This is a genomic window from Leptospira interrogans (genome assembly GCF_900156205.1).
GTDB lineage: Bacteria > Spirochaetota > Leptospiria > Leptospirales > Leptospiraceae > Leptospira > Leptospira interrogans.
In genome coordinates, this window is record NZ_FTNA01000002.1 from 164,856 (window position 1) to 187,138 (window position 22,283).

General features: G+C 33.8%; 15 protein-coding genes. 6 read left to right on the forward strand and 9 right to left on the reverse strand.

Annotation, left to right across the window (positions count from 1 at the left end; genetic code table 11):
* Nucleotides 1–53 precede the first annotated feature (53 nt).
* Nucleotides 54–2,423 carry a SpoIIE family protein phosphatase gene (locus tag BW942_RS02325; protein WP_002145474.1) on the reverse strand — a complete coding sequence of 790 codons (2,370 nt, stop codon included), beginning with the start codon at nt 2,421–2,423 and terminating at the stop codon, nt 54–56.
* Nucleotides 2,424–3,332: 909 nt separating this feature from the next.
* The gene (locus BW942_RS02330) at nt 3,333–5,342 is read right to left on the reverse strand and encodes an oxidoreductase (protein ID WP_000877551.1); all 2,010 of its coding nucleotides are present in this window, start codon (nt 5,340–5,342) and stop codon (nt 3,333–3,335) included.
* Between the two features lie 531 nt (nt 5,343–5,873).
* Here BW942_RS02330 and BW942_RS02335 point away from each other — a divergent pair.
* Nucleotides 5,874–6,434 (forward strand): peptidoglycan recognition protein family protein, encoded by a 561-nt coding sequence (locus BW942_RS02335; protein ID WP_000627663.1) that lies wholly within the window; start codon nt 5,874–5,876, stop codon nt 6,432–6,434.
* Between the two features lie 322 nt (nt 6,435–6,756).
* Here BW942_RS02335 and BW942_RS02340 read toward each other — a convergent pair whose 3' ends face one another.
* Nucleotides 6,757–8,343, reverse strand: a complete 1,587-nt coding sequence (locus tag BW942_RS02340) for a 2-isopropylmalate synthase (RefSeq protein ID WP_000116258.1) — start codon at nt 8,341–8,343, stop codon at nt 6,757–6,759.
* Between the two features lie 68 nt (nt 8,344–8,411).
* Here BW942_RS02340 and BW942_RS02345 point away from each other — a divergent pair, with 68 nt between their 5' ends.
* Nucleotides 8,412–8,744 (forward strand): glyoxalase/bleomycin resistance/dioxygenase family protein, encoded by a 333-nt coding sequence (locus BW942_RS02345; RefSeq protein WP_000249791.1) that lies wholly within the window; start codon nt 8,412–8,414, stop codon nt 8,742–8,744.
* Between the two features lie 119 nt (nt 8,745–8,863).
* On the opposite strand, the gene BW942_RS02350 is transcribed toward BW942_RS02345, so the two are convergent.
* The 4 genes from BW942_RS02350 to BW942_RS02365 all read right to left on the reverse strand — a co-directional run bounded on the left by BW942_RS02350 (nt 8,864) and on the right by BW942_RS02365 (nt 11,900).
* Entirely contained in the window at nt 8,864–9,454 is a 591-nt protein-coding gene (locus BW942_RS02350) for a hypothetical protein (protein ID WP_000231419.1), read from the reverse strand.
* A gap of 482 nt (nt 9,455–9,936) precedes the next feature.
* Entirely contained in the window at nt 9,937–10,503 is a 567-nt protein-coding gene (locus BW942_RS02355; protein ID WP_000594556.1) for a hypothetical protein, read from the reverse strand.
* A 12-nt stretch (nt 10,504–10,515) separates the two neighbouring features.
* Nucleotides 10,516–11,034, reverse strand: a complete 519-nt coding sequence (locus BW942_RS02360; protein ID WP_000716861.1) for a hypothetical protein — start codon at nt 11,032–11,034, stop codon at nt 10,516–10,518.
* 158 nt (nt 11,035–11,192) lie between these two features.
* On the reverse strand, nt 11,193–11,900 hold the full coding sequence (locus BW942_RS02365; protein ID WP_002070937.1) for a queuosine precursor transporter: 708 nt from the start codon (nt 11,898–11,900) through the stop codon (nt 11,193–11,195).
* A gap of 163 nt (nt 11,901–12,063) precedes the next feature.
* Between BW942_RS02365 and BW942_RS02370 the strand changes: the two genes are divergently transcribed.
* Nucleotides 12,064–13,671 (forward strand): glycosyl hydrolase family 18 protein, encoded by a 1,608-nt coding sequence (locus BW942_RS02370; RefSeq protein ID WP_000940638.1) that lies wholly within the window; start codon nt 12,064–12,066, stop codon nt 13,669–13,671.
* Nucleotides 13,652–14,599 carry an L-threonylcarbamoyladenylate synthase gene (locus BW942_RS02375; RefSeq protein ID WP_001293685.1) on the forward strand — a complete coding sequence of 316 codons (948 nt, stop codon included), beginning with the start codon at nt 13,652–13,654 and terminating at the stop codon, nt 14,597–14,599. Before BW942_RS02370 ends, BW942_RS02375 begins: the two co-directional genes overlap by 20 nt.
* Before the next feature lie 7 nt (nt 14,600–14,606).
* Here the strand turns inward: BW942_RS02375 and BW942_RS20725 are convergent, their stop codons facing one another.
* On the reverse strand, nt 14,607–14,876 hold the full coding sequence (locus BW942_RS20725; RefSeq protein ID WP_000376307.1) for a hypothetical protein: 270 nt from the start codon (nt 14,874–14,876) through the stop codon (nt 14,607–14,609).
* Nucleotides 14,877–16,281: 1,405 nt separating this feature from the next.
* Complete coding sequence (sppA, locus tag BW942_RS02385) at nt 16,282–18,021, reverse strand: signal peptide peptidase SppA (protein ID WP_000489489.1); 1,740 nt, start codon at nt 18,019–18,021, stop codon at nt 16,282–16,284.
* Nucleotides 18,022–18,130: 109 nt separating this feature from the next.
* Between sppA and uvrA the strand changes: the two genes are divergently transcribed.
* The gene (gene uvrA, locus BW942_RS02390) at nt 18,131–20,977 is read left to right on the forward strand and encodes an excinuclease ABC subunit UvrA (RefSeq protein ID WP_001156251.1); all 2,847 of its coding nucleotides are present in this window, start codon (nt 18,131–18,133) and stop codon (nt 20,975–20,977) included.
* A gap of 16 nt (nt 20,978–20,993) precedes the next feature.
* A complete protein-coding gene (locus BW942_RS02395) occupies nt 20,994–22,043 on the forward strand; it encodes an acyl-CoA dehydrogenase family protein (protein WP_000053472.1) in 1,050 nt (349 codons plus the stop codon).
* Nucleotides 22,044–22,283 lie beyond the last annotated feature (240 nt).

The window sequence follows — 22,283 nt, forward strand, 5'->3', positions numbered from 1 at the left end:
ACATAGTTTTGAAATAAATTCAACAATATTTTTACATAAAATTGTATTAATTTCTATTTTTTGATTAAATTATGGATTATGTTGTTATTGTATGCACTTTTAAGTCTCAATGATGCTGTTTTGTGAAATGGATGCTTTCCAATTTGAATTCCATCTGTTCTTAAAAGAATTTTTTCGGAAAAAAAACGAATCAGCTTAAAATTTCCAGACTTTTTGGCCAAAAGTAGAACCGACCTAGACAATTTCAAATCCCCTGGATTTAAAATTGAAGCCCTTGCATATTGAAAACACGCTTTCTGAAAATTTCCGCTTTGTAAGAATTCATTTCCTTTTCGAATCAAAACCTCGAATTCGGAGAAATTCTTTTTAAAAACGGTTTCAGGACCAATTTGAATTCTTAAAAAACTTAGATCGTCTGAAAGAGTACCTTTTTCTTGGATCTTGAATTCTAAATCCTCAAGTTTTGGAATAGAATTTTGAATAAGTTTAAAAAATAGATCTGGAACCGAAGACTTTTGTTTTTGAGAAGAATAAAACGGATCTTGTATATATAAATCCTCTCTACCATCTGAACCATAAAGAATGGTGTCCCCTGGTAAAAGTTTACAATATTCAACTTTTATTTTAGAATCTGAACCCGGAAAACCTATCTTTCTTAAGACCGCGGTTTCTTTTAGATAACTTGTTTTACCATTACGAGAAAGAACCATTGGAGGATGTTCACAGTTAATAAAAAATAAATCACCTGTAGAAATTTGATACAAGGATAGAATTCCAGAAACGAGCATACTACCATCAAAAGATTCAAAAACCGCTTGAAGATTAGAATAAAGAAGGAAAAGCCAATTTTCAGGATTTCTAAATTCATAATCCTGTGTTTGTAAAAAACTTTTTACGATCGAACAAAAAATCAACGCTCCACTTGCACCTTGCAAAGATTTTCCCATCGCATCCGCGTTGATCAAAACCTGATATTCAACTCCGGATATAAATACGCTCTCTCTAAGTACTACGTCTCCTCCAATCTCATAAGACCGATTCTTAAATTGAAAACTTTTATATTGTTTTCTATGTATATCTATTTGTGCGTAATTAGTTTCTAAATTTTTGGATAAAAAGGGTTGGAAAAGAAGTGTGATTAAAAAGTAATCTCCGTCTTGTTGTTCTTTTAGATTTTTTACTTCTTCCAAACTAGAAGAAAGTTCCTTAGTTCTTTCTCGAATTGCAGTTTCTAGTACGGAATTCCAAGACTTTAATTTTTCCTTCATCTTCACAAATTTATTTGCGAGTATAAGAGTCAAAAATCCTAAAAATCCGGAAACACCCAAACCAGAAAGTCGAATCATTTTCAACATTCCTCTTTGAGAAAGTACGTCTATTCCCACGCAAATCAGTAAAAATATGATCCCTAAAAAAATGGTTCTGGATTCGAAACTTTTCTTTAAATTTGGAATTAAAATTTTTAAACTCAAATATACAAATCCTATCCAAGAAATTTGTAGAGCATATCGATTAATTGCGTCCAAGACAAAAACGCTTTCCGCATTTAAAATCCAAAAGAATAGAAATAATACCATAATTTCCAAAAAAATTTGAAATCGGCCTATAGCTTTTCCAAACAGTGAGTTTAAGAATCTGCAAAACAAAGGAAATAAAAACACAAGAAATGAATATTCTATTTTCTTTAAATATATAATTTTAAAACCGGTGAAATATTTTAGATCCGAAAGAGAAACCTGAAACAACGCAAATAGGATTAAAAAAAATCCGAAATAAAAATTTTCTCCGTATTTTTTTTCTCTCCAAGAAAGAAACAAAAAGAAACCTCCAATCAATAAAAAGGAACCAAAAATTAAAAGTCCCCCGATTTCACGCAGATAAAATCTTTTCCAGATAATCGCCGAAGGTCCGATTTCTAATTGCCCTGATAATATTCCGTATTCGTAATCAAAATAAGGTTTTATATAAATTAGTATTTCATTTTTTTTGAATATTTTATTTTCAGAAATCGAATAAATTCTAGTTCGATCATAACCTTGTGGAATTGAATTTTTATATTCAGTAAATAATTCTTCTGAAAGTTCCTGTCCATTCCAAAACACTCGAACTTGATCTGAAATTTTTCCTAAAGAAATAGAAAACGATGTATCTGCGACATTTCTAAAATCAAATTGTTTTCGAAGTAAAATTTCTTCGTTAGACGAATTCCATTTTATAAAGTCTTTGAGATTGGAAGGAATTGGAATTGGCTCCCAACGATCCAATTTCTGTTTTAAGTTTTTATTTGTTTGTAAATCTTCCGAGACAAGACTTACGTATACTTCCCATATACCCGAAAGGTCCTGAAAGTTTTCTTCTTGGATTTTATAAAGACAATTGTAATACAATAAGAGTGAGAGTGTAATGATGATTTTTTGAAACAAGGAATTCTCCTCCTGTTTCTTATACGGTTCTTAGTACCGTTTGAAGGAGCACTTGAATTTGAAAAATTTTGAAATTGATTTTAAAAAAGTGAATTAGGCTTGTCTAAATCCTAAACACCGACCTGCAGAGCGACCATAGAAGCGAGACACTTTAGTTTTTCGAACAACCCTTATAAAGTGAGATTGAATTTCACAAAAATGTAGGAACTACTACGAAAATTTAATAGTATAGATCTGCTCGAAATTTCGCAAATTGCCAATGCGACTTAGTTTGTAGGAACTACTGCATTTGATTCAAAATTTCTAAAGAAATGATCGTGAATTCTTTGAGGTTTGAGAAAAGTTCTTAATGCAAGTTTGAACCAAAAATCTCAGACTTAGAATGAACTATTTAAAATCTCTAATTTATCAAAAATCTATTGAGCGAAACAATTGAAGAAATTTTTTATTCATAACTATATAATAGAACACGAATATTTTGTGCTCAGATAAGTAAATTAATAGTATCATTTTTATAAAGATAAAGCAATAGGGCAAAATGAGTTTTGGAACTCAGCCGTAAGTTTAAAAAATTTTTATGTTTTTTAGTAAAACCCAAAAACATAGTAGTTACTACATTTTTGGGTTTCGAGACAACTTTTTAAGAAAAACTTAAATTTCTTCACGAACTCTCATTTTAAGTATTTCTATAAAATACGAATAGAATAAAGTATTCAATTTTAGCTTCTCCATGTTTTTTTTGCAATCGTTAGTCTATTAAAAATTCATATTACGCTCGATTTTCGAAAATAGGAAAATTAATACTTTCTTATATTCTCAACTTACTTATCTGCAATAGTTTACTCATTTTTACAAATACTGTTTTTAAACTTAATTTATTTTTGATGTAAACTTTAACCCAAAAATCATTCAATTGACTCCGATCTCAATTGCAGCTTCAAATCCTTCTAACATAGCACGTTTTGCATCAATTCCAGAAGCATCCTTGGCGCCTCCGATCAAATACGATGGAATTTCCGGAACTTTAGACTTAAATTCTTCGTAAAGAGAAACTTCGCTCAGTTGTCCCGCACAAAGAATAATAGAATCGCATTCAATCGTTTGTGCGCCGTCTTTTTTAGTTTCTATCACAAGCCCTTGATCTGTAACTTCTTTATAACTTAAAGAAGTATAAAATCCTACTTCCTTTGATTCTAATTCTTGAAGTAAAGCCCAAGCGGTAGTCGCTCCCAATCCGGAACCAATTTTTCCGGATCTTCGAAAGATTGAAACTTTGCGGTTCGGTTTTTCTTTTTGAATTTGTGCGTTTGTATAAGACGTTACATTGTAACGATGAAAATAGGAATCGATAGTAGAAGAATCTTCTTCTGTAAGTTTATGAGCCACGTCACAACCAATTCCTCCACCTCCGATAACCACCACTTTGTTTCCTGGTTGAAATTTTCCGGAAAGATAATCTGCATAAGAAGCTGTTTTCTTTTTTTCTATTCCGGGTAACGTAAATTCCCTAGGTTTTACTCCGGTCGCAAAAATTACCGCGTCTGGTTTTAACGCGAGAATGCTGTCTAACGTTGCTTGATAGCCAAAGTGAATTTCTACTCCTAGATTTTTGAGTTCATTTTTGAAATAACGTATCGTTTCTAAAAATTCAGATTTTCCTGGAATCTGAGCGGCCAGATTGAGTTGTCCTCCAATTTTATCTGTGGCTTCTAATACGGTTACTTTGTGACCTCGAATTGCACTGATTCTTGCAGACTCAAGTCCTCCCGGTCCAGAACCTACTACAACCACGTGTTTTTTATCCGCTTTTTTTAACTTACTAAGTTCTAATTCTCTATTTGCGGAAGGATTAACTAAACAAGAAACCATCTGCTCTTTGAACGTATGATCCAGACAAGCTTGGTTACAAGCAATACAAGTATTGATTCTTTCTTCCTGATTAGCTTTGATTTTATTTAGAATATCAGGATCTGCTAAAAAAGGTCTGGCCATACTCAAAATATCCGCTTCTTGATCTTTGAGTATCCTAGACATGGTTTCTGGCATGTTGACTCTATTCGATGCGATGATTGGAATATCCTTGACTTTTGCTTTGATTTTTCCGGAAATTTTTGCCCAAGCACCTCTAGGAACGAGCATAGAAATTGTAGGAATTCTGGATTCATGCCAACCAATTCCTATGTTAAGAGCATCCGCTCCCGCTTCTTTTAATTTTTCTGCAAGAAGTATCACTTCTTCAAAAGTTGGATTCCCTGGAATCAAATCGATTCCAGACATACGATAAACTACTGGAAAATCTTTTCCTACCTTCTTGCGTATGTTCTTCATCACTTCGATTGCAAAGTTCATTCTTTTTTCGGAACTTCCGCCAAAAAAATCTTCTCTATGGTTGGTTACTGGAGAAAAAAATTGATTTACTAAATAACCTTCACTTCCCATTACTTCTACTGCACCAAAACCTACTTCTTTTGCTTTGAGCGCAGAATCTCCAAAATCTTCTACGGTTTTCCAAGCTTCTTCTTCGGAAAGAGCCTTTGGAACATAACGGTTGATAGGTGCCCTCAATGCAGAAGGTGCTACGAGCTCTCTATGATAAGCGTATCTTCCAGCGTGAAATAACTGTGCGCAAAAAATACCTTTGGACTTGAGAGAATTAGCGACAACAGATAACTCTTTACAGTCTTCTTCTCTTTGAAAATTAAAAAAGATATTGGATCCTCTTCCTTCGTGGTTGACTGCGATTCCGCCCGTAGTAATAAAACTTGCGCCCCCGTCAAAACGTCTACCGTAGAATGCGATCATTCTATCTGCGGTCATAGGCATCCCTTCTAATCCTAAATGCATTGATCCCATTATGACTCTGTTCGGAAGAACAATGGAACCAATTTGAATTGGTTGGAAAATTTCGGAATATTTCATAACAAACCTTTTTTATAGTGAATCTTTTCCTCATGTTGAAAACAGATTGGTAAACCGGCAAGAGAATTATTGGGATGGATATTCTTTCAAAATGTGGGAACTATTACAAATCTGGAAAATGAACAACGTATTATTTCCTTAAATTCCGAGTAAGTATATTTGGAAAAATTTCTACATCTTCGCAAATACCATAGTGTTCTAACTTTCAGAACAAACTCATAGTATTATTTTTATATGTCTTTGCAGTAAATAAATTCTATTGTATAGTTCTTGAAAAATCCTTTTCTTTAAATTTTACAAAAATCCTTAAATTTATTTTCTTGAATCCTTATTCCTTAAATAGAATTAAAAATAATACTTAAGTAATTTATGATAAACTATTTTTATTAAATTACTTTCAATGATTTTAAAATGTATTAAAATTTTATAAATACAAATAAATTCAATATCAATTTTTTATATAAAAATTTATCTATATTTAGAATATTATTTATTTTAAATATAGATAAAATTTAAATAGGAAAATGCCTAGTGATTACATTCAATTTAAACATTAAGCAAGACTTTTTAACTCCAAATCCACACAGTAGGCCTGGAACAAAAATAAAAGAAGTAAAGGGAATCGTATTACATTGGACAGCTTCACCTAAAGCAACCGCCCAAAACATTCGAGATTATTTTGAAAGCCTAAAAGCGCCTGATGGTCGATTTGCAAGTGCACATTATGCAGTAGGGCTCGTAGGAGAAATTGTACAATGTATTCCTTTAGATGAAATAGCTTATCATTGCGGGAGTAAAACATATACTCCTGAAAAAGAAAAAATTTTAGGACCAGATAGCCCTAATTTTTATACCATTGGAATTGAACAATGTGTTCAAGATAGGATCGGAAAATTTACAAAAAAAACCTTAGACAGCGCGGCGAAACTTACGGCCCAATTATGCTCTCAATACAATTTAGGAATAGATGACCTATGGACACATCAAGGAATTGTAGGTTGGAAAGATTGTCCCCGTTGGTATAATACTCATCCCGAAGACTGGATTCGTTTTAAAAAAAGGGTAGGAGATTTATTAAAAAAACCAAATTAGAGTTCAAAAGATAATTTTTGTAAATTTTTTCATTACTGATCTCTATAAAATTGAGAACCTAAATGTCTATCATAAAGTGCCGTTTCATATAACAATACGAAAACGATTCTTATGTGAAAACTAAAACGCGACCCATCGAACGACCCATAGGGAGTGAGATGTTGAGTTTCTCGAACGACCCAATTTTCTTTCTTTGAATTTATAGGATTAAAATGTTAACTATCAAATAAGTATTTTATTATGTAGTTTTAAATAGTTTTAAAATTTAGTAATTAGATATTATATAATTATTATTTGAATATATTCTTAAATAAGAATATATTCAAAGTCGATTGAGTGCGGAAATATAAGCCCTTGAACAGGCTTCGATAATATCTGTAGAACTTCCTTTTCCCACGACACGGTCTCCTTTATATTCTAAAGTCACGGAGGCTTCAGCCATTGCATCTTGTCCTTCGGTAACCGGAGAAATTACAAGTCTGGAGACTTCCGGATCCATTCCGGTTGTTTTTTGAATCGCTTTGTAGATTGCGTCTACCGGGCCGTCTCCGGTTGCAGACTCTTCTCTTACATGACCATCAATTAAAATTCTAACACCCGCAGTGGGAGTACTTTTGGTTCCGGTGGAAACCGTAAAACCTTCTAATTGAAAACGATCTCCGGTTGATTTTCTAGCTTCTTCGGAGAAAAGCGCTCGAATGTCTTCATCATAGATTTCTTTTTTTCTGTCCGCAATTTCTAAAAACCTTTGATAAGCGGCTTCCAATTCTTCTACTTGAGGAGAAAAACCCAGTTTAACAATTCTATCTTTAAAACCGGCGCGACCACTATGTCTTCCCAAAACCATTCTATTGGAAGAAAGACCGACGGTTTCCGGTTTCATAATCTCGTAGGTTTCTCTATGTTTGATAACTCCGTCTTGATGAATTCCAGATTCATGTGCAAATGCGTTTGCTCCTACGATTGCTTTGTTCGGTTGAACGAGCATTCCGGTAATCGTTTTTACAAGATAAGAGGCGCGGGCAATTTCTTCGGTTTTAATTTGAGTTTGAATTCCGAACGTATCTTTTCTAGTACGCATTGCCATAACTACTTCTTCCATTGCTGTATTACCGGCTCTTTCTCCGATACCGTTAATCGTACATTCAATTTGTCTAGCTCCGTTTTGAACCGCAGCCAAGGAATTTGCGGTAGCAAGTCCTAAATCGTTATGACAATGAGCAGAAAAGATAATTTTTTCGGCTCCTCTTACGTTGCTGAGCAGAAATTTAAAAAGACCACCGTATTCTGCAGGAGTGGTATAACCTACAGTGTCAGGAATGTTGATCGTAGTAGCTCCTGCTGCAATTACCGCTTCACAAAGTTCTCTTAAAAATTCAGGTTCGCTCCTAGTTGCGTCTTCGGGTGAAAATTCCACGTCGTCCACAAATTGCCTGCAAAGTGTCACCGCTTCTACAGCCATCTTTAAAACTTCTTTCGGTTCTTTTCCGAGTTTATATTTCATGTGAATCGGAGAAGATGCAATGAAAGTATGAATCCTTCTTTTTTTCGCAGGCTGAAGCGCTTTAGATGCGGCTTCAATATCCGCCTTCATTGCCCTAGCGAGTGCCGCGATCATGGGCCCTTCGGTTTCTCTTGCGATTCTTTCCACTGCTTGAAATTGAACGGGGGAAGAAACTGGAAATCCGGCTTCAATAATATCTACCTTCATCGTTGCGAGTTGAGAAGCAATTTCCAACTTTTCGTTTTCGGTCATCGCAGCCCCGGGACATTGTTCTCCGTCTCTGAGAGTTGTATCAAATATACGAACGTAGTCTTTTAGATCCATTGCCATATCTTTCTCGCAAAAAATTCTACTTCCAGTTTTTTGGGTTTTATTCTTTAGACAATCAATTAAACGAACACTCATTTAAAACGAAAATAATCGATTGAAAAATAATAATTTCTTTTTTTATTATTATACTCTTTTCTAAAAGAATGGTTCAATTCTACGCGTCTAACTTTCAATCCACGGATTGTACCGTATCCGCGAATCTTTATTCTGAACTTTTCGGTTTAAAGATTGTAGTCAGCTCAGGAACACATTCTGAACTTTTCTGGCCGGATAAAAAAGGAATTTTAATCTTTAGTAAAGAATCTAAAAATTGCCCAGTTAGCCCAGGAACACTGACATTTAGGATAGACAAAGAAGAATGGGAAGATTTTAAAACGATTTTGTTTTCCAGAGGGTTTATCGTGGAAGCTCAAGGTCCTAGATATGTTTCCGTTTTAGATCCTTGGAAAAATAGAATCTGGTTTTATTTTTCTTAAAAAAAAATCAATGATCTTTCATTTTTAGAATCACCGTCTCTACCTTAAGATTTTCAATCATCGAATTTGAGTCAGATTAAAACCAATTTTTTTGATCTAATAAAATCAAACGGGACAAATCATTCTTCAAATTGTTTCTTTCTAAGATCGTAGACCAATCGATAGGTTTTATCTTTGAGTAAAATTAGTTCTTCACAACTTTCCACATTCCATTTTATAGTAAGTACGATTTTATTTTCTACAAGAGAATAAGAATACTGATAGGGATCTATACAATATTCTTTATCTATCACTTTTGCCTTTATATCCAAGTAAAGCTTTCTATCTGATTCTGGAAGAACTTGATTCTGAAAATGACCACTAAAGTCCTGTCTAAAAACAGATTCATAATTTGGGAATTCTTTACTTAGAATTTCTTTTTGAATTTTGAAAAAACGCCATTTAGATATGGGAATAAAACGATTCCATTCTATTTTTCCAAAATATTGAAACTCTTTATCTTCAAAAAGTTTTTCAAAATTGATCCCCGCCATTTTTGGATATTTTTGATTTCGTAACCAAAGTTGAAAAAATTCATCTAAAGAAACGAGAGGTATTTTTTCTAAATTTTTTCCTTTTTGAACCATTTCAGAAGATATGTTTGGTTTTATACTGCAGGAAATTAGAAATAAAATTGAGAAAATTCCTTTTTTCATATTTTTAAAAACCATTATATTAATTTTATTGAATATTTTAATTGTAACAAAATCTAAATCTCAAACTACTTGTTTTTTATTAGGGCGTGTTTAAAAACACATTCGTTTATTTTTCGATTTTTCCAGACACTCTAAATCTCGCTCTTTTTTAAAAGTTAGGTAGTTCAATTTCAAATTCCAAAACACTTAAAGCATTAGTTTTTTATTGATTATAAAACAATAATATTCCTATCCAAAGATTATGTTCTTCTTTTGAAAGTAAGCAATTTCAATAATACAACCTAAATCCTTTTAAAAATTTAAATGCCATTTAAAAATAACAATACACTACAAAAAATTTTAGGTCGTCGAGCGCCAATAAAAGCGAGACGTTGAGTTTCCTCGAGCGCCACAATAGAAGCGAAACGTTTTAATTACCTAACTTCATTTAATCTTTTGGATAAAATACAATTAGGTTTTAGTGCATACTATTGATAAAATGTAGCAAACTTAAAATTCTATTGAGAGATTTTTCCACTATTTAAATCATAATAGATTTTATCTATTCTTCCTTGAAAAACAGACAGTTTAGGACAACTTGAATCTACTTTCCAATGTACTTGTAGAGCCACTTTTTGATCCGAAAGAGAATAGAAATATTCGGGTTTGCATTCCTGCCTAGTTTTGTCCTCCGCATAAGTCCAGAGATCGCGGTTTTCTTTTGATACCATATGGTCCCAGTAATATCGTTCCAAGTCTTCGGCAAAAAAAGATTCGTAATTTGGAAATTCCTTTTTTAGAAGATCCACACTTAATTTAAAGAAACGAGATTTCCAACTATAACCTGAAATATCGTTCTTTCCAAAATAGACATATTCAGAGTCTTTCAACAAAACAGTTACATTAGTTTTAAACTTAAGTTTTCTTTGATTTTTGATCCATAGTTGGAAAAAATCTTTCATAGAAATGATAGGAATTTTTTCTAAATTCTTTCCTTGTTGAATCGTTTCGAAAGTGTCTCGGGATCCACAACCAAAAGAAACAAAAATCATAAGAAATGCTAGAAATGATTTGTTTTTAATCATATTTCTTTACCTTTACTTGATTATCCAAAGAAAACATTCACAGTTCTCATTGTAGGGGAAAAGAGAGCGTATTACGTTTTGCCTAAGAATGCTAGAAGTATTTTGGGAATCGATTCTAATTTCGGAAAAACGATTTTCGATCGAATGCACATAATGTTCGTTAGACGAATGGGAATTGAGAAAAAAATAGGCAAACCTGGGTTGCAGTTTCAATTTAATTTCGCCTAACGTATGATTGTAACTAATTTCATTCGAAGAGATTGCCTCTAATTTGCTACTATCTAAACGATTGGAATCATTCGCGGGCACGCGAAAATATATAGTAGAATAAAGGTGATGATTATCGGCATCGGAAGGGATTTCAAGAATTGTAGTTAGAAATTCCGATTTAGAAACGGGTGTCTTCAATTTTAATGTCAATGTGATTTCGTATTTCGAATCATTTAAAATGCCTATATGGAAGGTTCGTCTGCATTGATTTATCGAGATTAGAAAGTAAAAAATGAAAATTGGAATTGCTATTTTTTTCAAGAGAATCGTTTCCTTTTTTATGGAAGGATCAAAATCACAAAAGGACGTCTAACGTTATTCCGTAAGCTCTCGTTTTTCAAGAACTTCTGAGAAAAGAAACAAAGATTATCCATTCTTTAACGTAAAAAAACACTTTGTCGAATTCAATCCATTTCGATTCATCCCGGTGAAATTGGTTCCACATCCGAACGTCCTTGTTCCAACGCCTCTTGGATCATCGTTTTCGCCATCGGTCCTAAATACCAATCGATCAAACTATGAGCCACGTAGATCAAAGGAGTAATTGCAATCGCCACCCCACATTTATAAAGAAAGTTATTAGTGGAAATTTGATTCAATTCTTGAAAACTAAGTTTACCCCCTCCGAGCGCGATATAAATCACTACAAAAGAATCCACAAGTTGAGAAACGATTGTAGAACCTGTGGCACGTAACCAAATATATTTATTATTCGTTTTTACGCGTAAAAAATGAAAGATCTGAATATCAATCAATTGACCGATTAAATACGCCACAATCGAACCTACGATTACCTTTCCTGAATTCCCAAAAACTACGTTAAAAGAATGATCGTCTACAGGAGAATTGGGTGCCGCAGGAATAGACATATCCAACACCAAAAGAAAATAGGCCACAAAGATCATAACCATTCCGACAAGTGTAGTAAAACGAACTCCTTTTCTCCCAAAATATTCGTTTAAAAGGTCGGTTACAATAAACGTCACCGGAAACGGAATAACTCCCATCGTAAGGGTAAAACCAAATGAGACAAAAAGTTTGGAACCGGTTACTTCCGCTAAAATTAAAAAAGATAAAAAGAACGCATTTAAGATAATAAATAATTTCACGGATTTAGAAAGTTGCATAAGCGATTTTTTATCCTTATCACACGAATTCGTCAACTTGTAAAAAAGAACCGTTTGACAGTCTCTCATCTAATAAATTTTTGGAAGTGAGTTTCCAGTTCATCGATTTAAGAAACTTCTTTATTTTCTTAGTTTTTGATTCGATAATGAAACTATAAAACCGATGGCACACAAACAAGAAGACATACAACCCATTTCTAACGATTCTCTAAAACCAGAACCTAAATACAAAATCCTAGTTTATTCTTTGAGTTGGTTTTTATTATCTGCACTTTCCTTTTTTTTAGGGATTCATCTTCTAAAAAAGGGGGATTCCGCTCTCTCCAACGAAAACTTTCGTTCCAGCTCCATCGGAATCGTAGACGAAATTCGAAATTTTTTTCCCAATCAGAAAACTACAAACTCATCTGAAACAGAAAATTCCTCTTCCACTCAATCAGAATCGAAATCTAATTTTTTTTCATTCAATAAAGACGACCAGGATATGCCCGAAGCTACCTTACTTCCAAAGGCTGACGAAAATACTTCTTTTAGAGCTTCCACTTGGTTTTCTGATTACGAAGCGATGAAAAAAACGGTTCATCTTTATAATGAAATTCATCCTTTTATCTATGGAATGAAAGGGCGCGAGACCAATAACGGAGACCTTTATTCTAGTTGGGGAAGTTCTCAAAAACACGAACGCATTTCTGAACTTCGTAAACTCAATCCGAACATTAAGATCATTCCCACGATCTTTCGTTGGGAAAATAAATATGAAAAAATTTCCGAAAACATTGGAATGAATGGGCGTAACGACATTCGAGATAAACATCTTTCTAATATTCTTTATGAATTAGACACATACGGCTACGACGGGATCGATATAGACTACGAAGGAATGAGCTGCGAAAAAAAAGAAAAGTTCGAAGAATTTATAGTTATTCTTTCTAAGGAAATTCACAAACGAGGAAAAATTCTTTCGGTTGCAGTTCATCCAAAAACTCCTGCCAAAAAGGAATCTATGAAAGCCTGTAAAGGTTTAAAAGATAAAATCAAAATGGATTACGCGGAAAATTGGAGAGGGCCTATGACTCATGATTATGCCTTTCTCGCAAAGTATGCAGATCGCATTAAGATTATGGCATATGAATTACATCCTAGAAAATATAGAAATCCTGGTCCTGGTCCACAGGCTCCCAACACTTGGATCAAAAGTATCATTGAATATGCGAAGGCAAGGGTTCCGGCTAAACAATTATATATGGCAATTCCTACTTATGGTTACGATTGGGCCTTAAATTGTAATTCTAAAATCAAATCTGTTTATTATCAGGACGCAGTTCGTAAAAAAGAATTCGGAATTCACAGACAACCGACTAACATAGATCAGATTCTTGCGAACACTAAAAACTCCAGTTCTTGGATTAATCTTTCCAAATTTTCTTGGGTTCATACCGGCAAAACTTACGAAGATCCAAGCATCTGGTATAAATCGGAAGGTTGTGATCGTGTAGCTTTTTATATGAACCGTAAAGCATTCGAAGACAAGATGAATCTTTTAAGACAATACGACCTAGGTGGTTTTTCTTTTTGGCAATTGATCAGCGATAACGATCCTGGAATCAACGATTATCTAGAATTATTGGTTTCTAATAAATTGCCTCCTGTGGAAAAAATAAAAGAACCGGTTCAAGATCCAAATAAATCTAAAGTAGAGCCTACCAATCCAGAAGAAGCAAAGATAGATTCTCAAGATCATTCTGAAAAGTTTGTCGGAAAACAAGGTTAACACTTTAATCACAGATTCAACTTCGGAGGCGGCAAAAATTTTGCTGAAAGGAGGGCTTGTCGTTTTTCCTACGGAAACGGTCTATGGCATCGGAGCTTCCGCTTTTGACATAGACGCTTGTAAACGAATCTATAAAGTAAAGAACAGACCTTCCGACAATCCTCTTATACTTCACGTGGCAAATTTTTCTTCTCTTAAAGATTGTGGGGAAATTGACGATAGGGCCAATCTGGTTTTCCAAAAACTTTCTCCTGGCCCGATTACAGGAATTTTCAAAAAGAAAAATCAAAATCTTTTTACAGCTGGATTAGATTCGGTTGCCATTCGAATTCCTTCCAATCCTACAGCTTTAGGTTTTTTAAAATTCTGTAAAATTCCGGTTGCAGCTCCTTCTGCTAATTTTTCGGGAAAACCATCCTTAACAAAAATAGAATATATTTTGGAAGAATTTATTGGAAAAGTGGACTGTATTCTAAAAGGTGAAGAACCTCAAATAGGAATTGAATCCACGGTGGTTGATTTTATTTCTAAACCTCCAATTTTACTTCGCCCTGGTTTTATAGATAAAAATGACCTTTCAGAAATTTTACCAGACCTTCAAGAAATGAAATCATTAGACAAAAATTCCTATACGACGCCTATAAGTCCTGGTCTTAAATACAAACATTATTCTCCCAATTGCAAAGTTATATTCAAAAATTCTTTAAAAGGAATTCCTAAAGAATTTGCTCAAATTGGTTTTCATTTTGAATCCAATTCGGTTTATCAAGTTTTAGTTTCATCTAACAAAGAATATATGAAGGAAATCTATTCTTTTTTTGTGGAATGCGATCGTAGAGGAATTACAGAAGCATGGTGTGAAATTCCAAAAGAAGAGAAATGGAAAGAAGTGCTGATTAATCGAATTTCAAAAGCTGCTTCAAAATAAAAGAATTTTACACTTCAACCATAGAGTTGTTAAAAAATAAATTCTCCTTCTGTTTTATGGGAACGGGTCGATGGAAGCAGTTAATATCCACTTTCAACAATTCTAATGTAAATTTAGCGAAAAAAATTTTGGCAAATTCGGCGTTCTCCATAAACTTACATATGCATTTGGATCTCAATATAAATCCGTCGGAATTACGACAAATCTCTCTGTAAAACTTACACTCCACAACGCGATCCATAGAAAGCGTTGTGTTGAGTTTTCCAACGCGATCCATAAAAGAGCGTTGCTGAGTTTAATTTTGATTCTAAAATTTTTCTCAACTTGTGAGATTAGTTATGTATGGCGTTCTCCATAAACTCTTTCAATTCCAGCCAACAAATTGCATGAAAGAAACTTAATACAATTTCGTCTTTAGTTTCGGTTCAATTGACTACGTTTCAATCGTTTTCTCATTGGATTTTTTCGAACATAACTGAACGGTACTTTGTAATCAACGTTTAGGCATTGAATTTCATAGGAATGAGTGATTTCGTGGGAGTTCCCACATTTTACATCTTTTCCTATTTTACTCAGAACTATAGAACAGAGCGTCTAAAATTCTATCTCTGAGGCGTGTATTCCTTTTAAAAATCATGATACTATAATATATTAATATAAGTGATATTTTTTACGTTTAGTGATCGATTGATAGAAACAAATACATTCTAAGTTTATGGGAGTCCCACATTTTAGGAAATTGGAATATTTTGCATATCAAACTAGTTTAGGGTTTATATTTCTTTAAATATAGAAGTGATTGTTAGTTTTTATTTAACGTGATTCGAGATAATAGAAATTACTGATCTCTATAAAACTGAGTACTGTTAATTTTTATCGCAAAACACTGTTTCTGCACAAAATATTGGGTATTTGATTATATAGCTCTGAGTAGTAAAAATTTTTTTCTAAAAGTATGAGTTCCTACAATTTTAGAATTTGTTCGTAAAATCGTGATTTGAGGTAGCCCGCATTTAAAGAATAGATTTATAAGGTCCAGGTTCCAATTTTTTTCAGAAAAATGAATCATGGATTTTTTACTTCAAATTCACATTATTTTATAATCTTCTAAAGTTCTTTTGTCTGGAAATTTTTGTATGAGTTCCCACAATTTAAGAAAATTTAGTAAACAAAATAGAATCCTGACTCAAAAACGATAGAACTCTGTCTCTAAAACTTGTAATTTGTATTTGTCTCAAAATTTATGATACTTTTTGTTTTGAACTTGTCTCAAAACCTCACAATGTGGGAATTACTACGAAAATTTAACGAGATTAGAACCACTCGAAAGTTCGTAAATTGCCAAATATGACCTAATTTGTAGGAACTAGTGCATTTTATTAAAAATTTCTAAAGAATTATCGTGTAAAATTTTTTGAAGTTTTGAGACAAGCTCTTTATAAAAACTAATTCTTCCACAAAAATTAAAATGTAGGAACTACTACTTTTACTTTTTTGTAGCAGATTCAAAGATAATTGATCATAAGATTTTGAGACAAAAGGAAACTTTCCGTTTTTATTGCAAAAAAATATTAGTATTTTACTATATAACTATGTAAAAAGATTTTTTAATCGCACTTACAAAACACATATTTAAAATCCTAAAATGTGGGAACTCTTACAATTTAGAAAAAACGGTTTGATCAACTTTGATTCCAAAACGAGGATCCCAATAAAGATTGGGCTTCTATGGATTGAAATTTTTTTCTCAACGAATTCTCAGATTCCAAAACATTAGGAAAATAAGAAGTCAAATCCTTACTAAAAACGTTCGATAAAAACCCTGGTTTTAAAGACTTTAGAAAACTTTGAAACGTAAATAAAGAAGGTAAATATCGAACTTGAACCTTTTCTACTTTTAAATCTTGTTTAATGTCTTCTAATAAACTTAAAAAATCAGTGATAGAATCGATCATCCTTTCCTTTAAAAATTGACTCGAAGTAAAAACCTTTCCCTGCCCAAACCGTTTATCTAAATCAGAAATAGGAATTTTTCTAGAATCAGAGACCCTTTTGTAAAAAAGTCCTTCCGATTCTTTAATCTCCTGTTCCATTAGTTTCTTAGATTCTGGATGAATTGGCCCATATTCAGAAAGAAGATCCCTGTATTTATAAAATCCCACTCTGTCTTTAGTAATTCCTAATTTAGAATAAAGATTTTTTAAATCAAAACGAATCGATATACTTCCAATACTTCCTACAATTCCATAGGGGGAAGCGTAAATTTTAGAAGCTCCACAAGAAAGATAATATCCTCCGCTTGCAGAAATGTTTTGTATATACGCATATACAGGTTTCTTTTTTTGTAGCTTTAGAATTTCCTGATATAACAATTCAGATACAAAAGCAGAACCGCCCGGAGAATCCACTTCTAAAATCACCGCCTTAACCGAGGATTCTTTTTTTAATTCTTTGAGTGCTTCTTTAATTGAATAATAAGAAATACCGTCCGTTTTACCTTCTCCCTTTCCAATTGTATCATGATGGATATTTCCCTTTAAAGGAAGAACGGCCACCACAGATTCCTTTTGAGAGACTAGTTTAAAGTTCTTTAATTTAGAAAAACGATATAAAGAAGAAAGATTCAATTCTTTCGAAGAAGGTTTTTGATCTTCGTTTTCGTTTTGATAATTTATATAAATAAAATTCTCTTTAAAATCCTCTTCATTTAAAAATCCGGTGATAAATTTCCTTTCTTGTAATACCTTTGCGGATAAAAAAGGTTCAGCAAAAGTTTTCAGTGTAAACCCAGTATAACGTTTGAATATCGATTCTAAATCATCCGTCATTTGTTTGAGAAGAGAATTTAGATTCTCTCTCGCTTTAGATGAAAACTTATCTCTTTGAAATGTTTCTCCAAAAGATTTATAAGGTCCGCTCTGAAAAGTTTCTGCCTTGACTCCCCATTTTTTGCCTGCGTTCCCGAAGAAAAAAGATTCGGCAGAAGGTAAAACTGGAAAAAATTCGGAAGATTCACTGCTAAATCTTTTGTTACAAACTCCTAATAAAAACAGGGATTTAAGCCCTCCTGTAAGTGCAAATCCTTCCAACACAATCCCGCGTTCTTTCAAAATCTGTAATCCTTCCGCAATGTTTAAAGTTTCACCAAATCCGTACTCAGGTTGTTGAATGAGTATAGAAACTTTTTTCAAATTAGGAACTTGAGAAAGTAATTTGAGCTCTAATAGAAAATCTGTAAAAAAAACTTCTTCTTCTTTAGAAGAGAGAAGTTTCATCAAAAAGGATTTTCGATAGTTTGAAAATTCGGATGGAATTTCTAAAAAATAATGATCTCCAGAAAAAAATCGAAATCGAATCCAACGAACGAGTTGGAAAATCAATCGGAAAGGAATGAATACAATTTGCAGAAAATTTCGAAACATGCTGTCAGTTTGAAAACCAGATTCTTCTTGAAAAAGAAGAATTTCTTTTAGGAAAGGAGTTTTCAGATTTAATCACGCTATAAATCCTAAAAAGCAAGAGGGTATTTCATTGCAGGAAATTAGGATTCGCGGAGCGAGAGAACATAATCTTAAAAACATAAACGTGGATATTCCTAGAGATCAACTCGTAGTCATTACAGGATTGTCCGGTTCCGGTAAATCTTCTCTCGCTTTTGATACAATTTACGCGGAAGGTCAAAGAAGATATGTAGAAAGTCTTTCCGCTTACGCGAGACAATTTTTAGGCCAGATGGAAAAACCAGATTTAGATCTGATCGAAGGTCTTTCCCCTGCCATTTCAATCGAACAAAAAACCACTCATAGAAATCCAAGATCCACTGTCGGAACAGTTACGGAAATCTACGACTATCTACGACTTTTATACGCCAGAGTAGGAAAACCACATTGTCCCGAATGTGGAACTCCCATTCAATCCATGTCGATTGACCAAATCACTGCTCGGGTACTTGCGTTTCCTCAAGGATCCAAATTGCAAATTCTTGCACCTGTGATTTCGGGTAAAAAAGGAGAACACAAGGATGTACTCGAAAAGATCCGCAAAGACGGTTTCAATCGGGTGAGAATCAACGGTGAAATCAGAACCCTAGAAGAAGAAATCGTATTAAAAAAGAATTTTAAAACTTCCATCGAAATCGTAGTAGATAGAATCGTAATGAAAGAAGGAATCCGAAGTAGACTTGCCGATTCCGTAGAAACCGCTCTCAAACAATCGGAAGGACTTGTAATCCTAGACGACGGTTCTAAAGACCACATTCTTTCCCAAAAAATGGCATGTCCCAACGGACACGATATTGGTTTTACAGAACTTTCCCCTAGAATGTTTTCATTCAATTCTCCTTATGGAGCCTGCGAAACTTGCGACGGTTTAGGAAGTTTATTAGAATTTGATGAAGATCTTTTAGTAAATGATCCAGAACTTTCCTTGGTAGACGGCTGTATCGAAGCTTGGGCCGGTTCTAAAAGTAACGGATTTTGGTTTATGGCTACTCTCAAATCCTTATCCGATTCTCTTAAATTTAAAATGAACACACCTTGGAAGGATCTTCCCGAAAAAACTAGACAAACGATTCTTTATGGAGACAAAAAAATAAAAATTGAATATGATTTTAGAGGAGCCAATTCTCATTACGAATTTACGAAAGAATACGAAGGTGTAATTCCAAATCTTCAAAGAAGATATAAAGAAACCAAATCAGATTCTATGCGCCAGTGGTTCGAATCCTACATGACGAATCACCCTTGTCCTTCCTGCAAAGGCAAACGTCTGAAACGGGAAAGTCTTTCTGTAAAAGTGCATAACGTTCCAGTAGACGAATTCACTTCATATTCAATCGAAAAAGCACTCAACTTCGTTCAAAACCTCAAGGTAACTGGTGCAGAAGAAATCATCGCCAAACCTATATTAAAAGAAATCCACCAGAGACTTTCTTTTTTAAACGATGTAGGAGTAGGCTATCTTACTCTGGAAAGAAGTGCTGGTTCTTTATCTGGAGGAGAAGCACAGAGAATTCGTTTAGCAACTCAAATCGGTTCCAGATTAATGGGAGTTTTGTATATTTTAGACGAACCTTCTATTGGCCTTCATCAAAGAGACAACACTAAACTAGTTTCTACTCTCAAAAATCTAAGAGACCTTGGCAACACTGTATTAGTCGTAGAACACGACCAAGAGACTATGGAAGAATCAGATTGGTTGATCGACATGGGACCAGGAGCGGGAGTTCATGGAGGTTCTATCGTTTGTGCGGGAACTCCTGCTGAAGTTTCAAAACACAAGAACTCCCTTACTGGGAAGTATCTCTCCGGAAGATTAAAAGTTCCAATTCCTGCAAAACTGAGAGAAGGAAACGGATCTAAACTACAAATTATAGGAGCGAAGGAAAATAATCTTAAAAACATAGATGTAAATATTCCTTTAGGAAAGTTAGTCGTCATTACAGGCGTATCCGGTTCCGGTAAATCTACACTTATCAACGATATTCTTTATAATGCAGCGGCCCATAAGGTGATGAAGATGAAAACCTTAGCGGGAAAACACAAAACGATCAAAGGATTCGAAAATATAGATAAGATCATCAATATAGACCAATCTCCCATCGGAAGAACTCCTCGTTCTAATCCGGCTACTTATACAGGTTTATTTACGCCGATCCGAGAGATGTTTGCCGGACTGGAAGAGGCAAAACTACGCGGTTATGGTCCAGGTAGGTTTAGTTTTAACGTGAGCGGTGGACGTTGTGAAACTTGCGAAGGAGATGGAATTCTTAAAATTGAAATGCACTTTTTACCGGATGTATACGTAACTTGCGAAGTCTGTAAAGGTAAAAGATACAATCAAGAAACATTAGAAGTTCGCTATAAAGGAAAAAATATATTTGACGTATTAGAAATGACAGTGGAAGACGCGAATCAATTTTTTGAAAATATTCCGATCGTAAAACGAAAACTGGAAACTTTATTAGAAGTAGGTCTAGGTTATATTCGTCTAGGACAACCTGCGACTACTTTTTCCGGAGGAGAAGCTCAAAGAATCAAACTCGCAACGGAACTTTCTAAAAGACCAACTGGAAAAACGCTCTACATCTTAGATGAACCTACTACCGGGCTTCATTTTGAAGACGTTAGACGTCTTTCAGAAGTACTCCATACGTTAGTTGATCGTGGAAACTCTATGATTGTCATCGAACACAATTTAGACGTAATCAAACAAGCTGACTGGATCGTAGACATGGGACCAGAGGGAGGAGATGGTGGAGGACTTGTCATTGCGGAAGGGATTCCAAAAGATATAGCCAAAATAAAAAATTCTTATACGGGGCAGTATTTAAAAAAAATATTTACATCTTCAGAAAAAATCTCACGAAAAACAAAATAAAAAGTAATAGAGTATTATGAGTTTAAAAGAATATTTATCTTCTATTCCGCCTAATGAATATCGAAATGTTTTCAAAGATTCTTTTCCTTATTTGATAGAAGAGGGATATTTAGAAGCCCTTGCAGGCGGATCCTTCGAAACGTTTCACCAAAAAATTTATCAACTCGGTTCTTATCCAAGAGGAATTGGACTCGGAATTGCAGTAATGGCGCAGACCAACGTCGCTGGAAGAATTTTAAAATTTGTATCAGACGGTTTTTTAAACGAAAACACGATCCATAAAATTTTTCAAAAGGAAGAGGCAATCCAAATTGGAATCAAACTTTTAAATGATATAAGTTTAGGAAAAAATATCGTTTCGATGGGTGTAAGTGAAACCGGATGGAAAGGAAGAATTTCCAATATACTTACCAATTATAGGATAGAAAATGAACGGATTATCCTAAATTTATCCAAGTCCTTTTTAACCAATGGAGCAAATTGTAGCGGATTTTTAATCGTAGCCAAATCTCCTTCCGAAACCTTCGACATTATTTATTTGCCACGAGATTCTGAAGGTCTTGATTTAGAAATTTTTGATTTGGAATACGCAAAAGAAGCAACTCATTGTAGACTCAAGGGAAATGATTTATCTCTTCCTCTCAAGAATCTAATTTTTTTAAATTACCAAAATTTTGCTCCAGACATTCATTTATCCGAAATGTTATCCGCTTCGGCTCTTTTTTGTGGGTATGTGGATTTAATTGTAAAAACCCTTTTAAAAGAAAAAAAGGACATAGATCCTAGAATCGCTGGAAAAATATTAGATATTCAACAATTATTATATTCTAAAATTCTTGAAATATCTAGAAAAAAAGATCAAAATCCAGATTTTAGAATGGAAGAAGTTCATCCCTACGGCTATGAAACCGCTCTGGACTTAATCTATTCTTGGTTTACGGATCTTGTTAGTGGTGTGGAATTATCCAATATGTTTCCGGATATAGGGCTTTTTTATTCGATTCATCCTGGTAAAACCCCTATTTATCAAAAAAACATACTGAAAAAAATTCGAGCCTTACGCTAAAATCGTTTTAAAAAGTTTTTTAATTCAATCAAAGAAAATCTTAGATCATTTTTAAAATGGGAACCGTAGGAACTATTACAAATCAAAGTTTTACAGTCAAACTTTCAAAATGTGGGAACTATTACAAATCGAAGTTTTACAGTCAAACTTTCAAAATGTGGGAACTATTACAAATCGAAGTTTTACAGTCAAACTTTCAAAATGTGGGAACTATTACAAATCAAAGTTTTACAGTCAAAC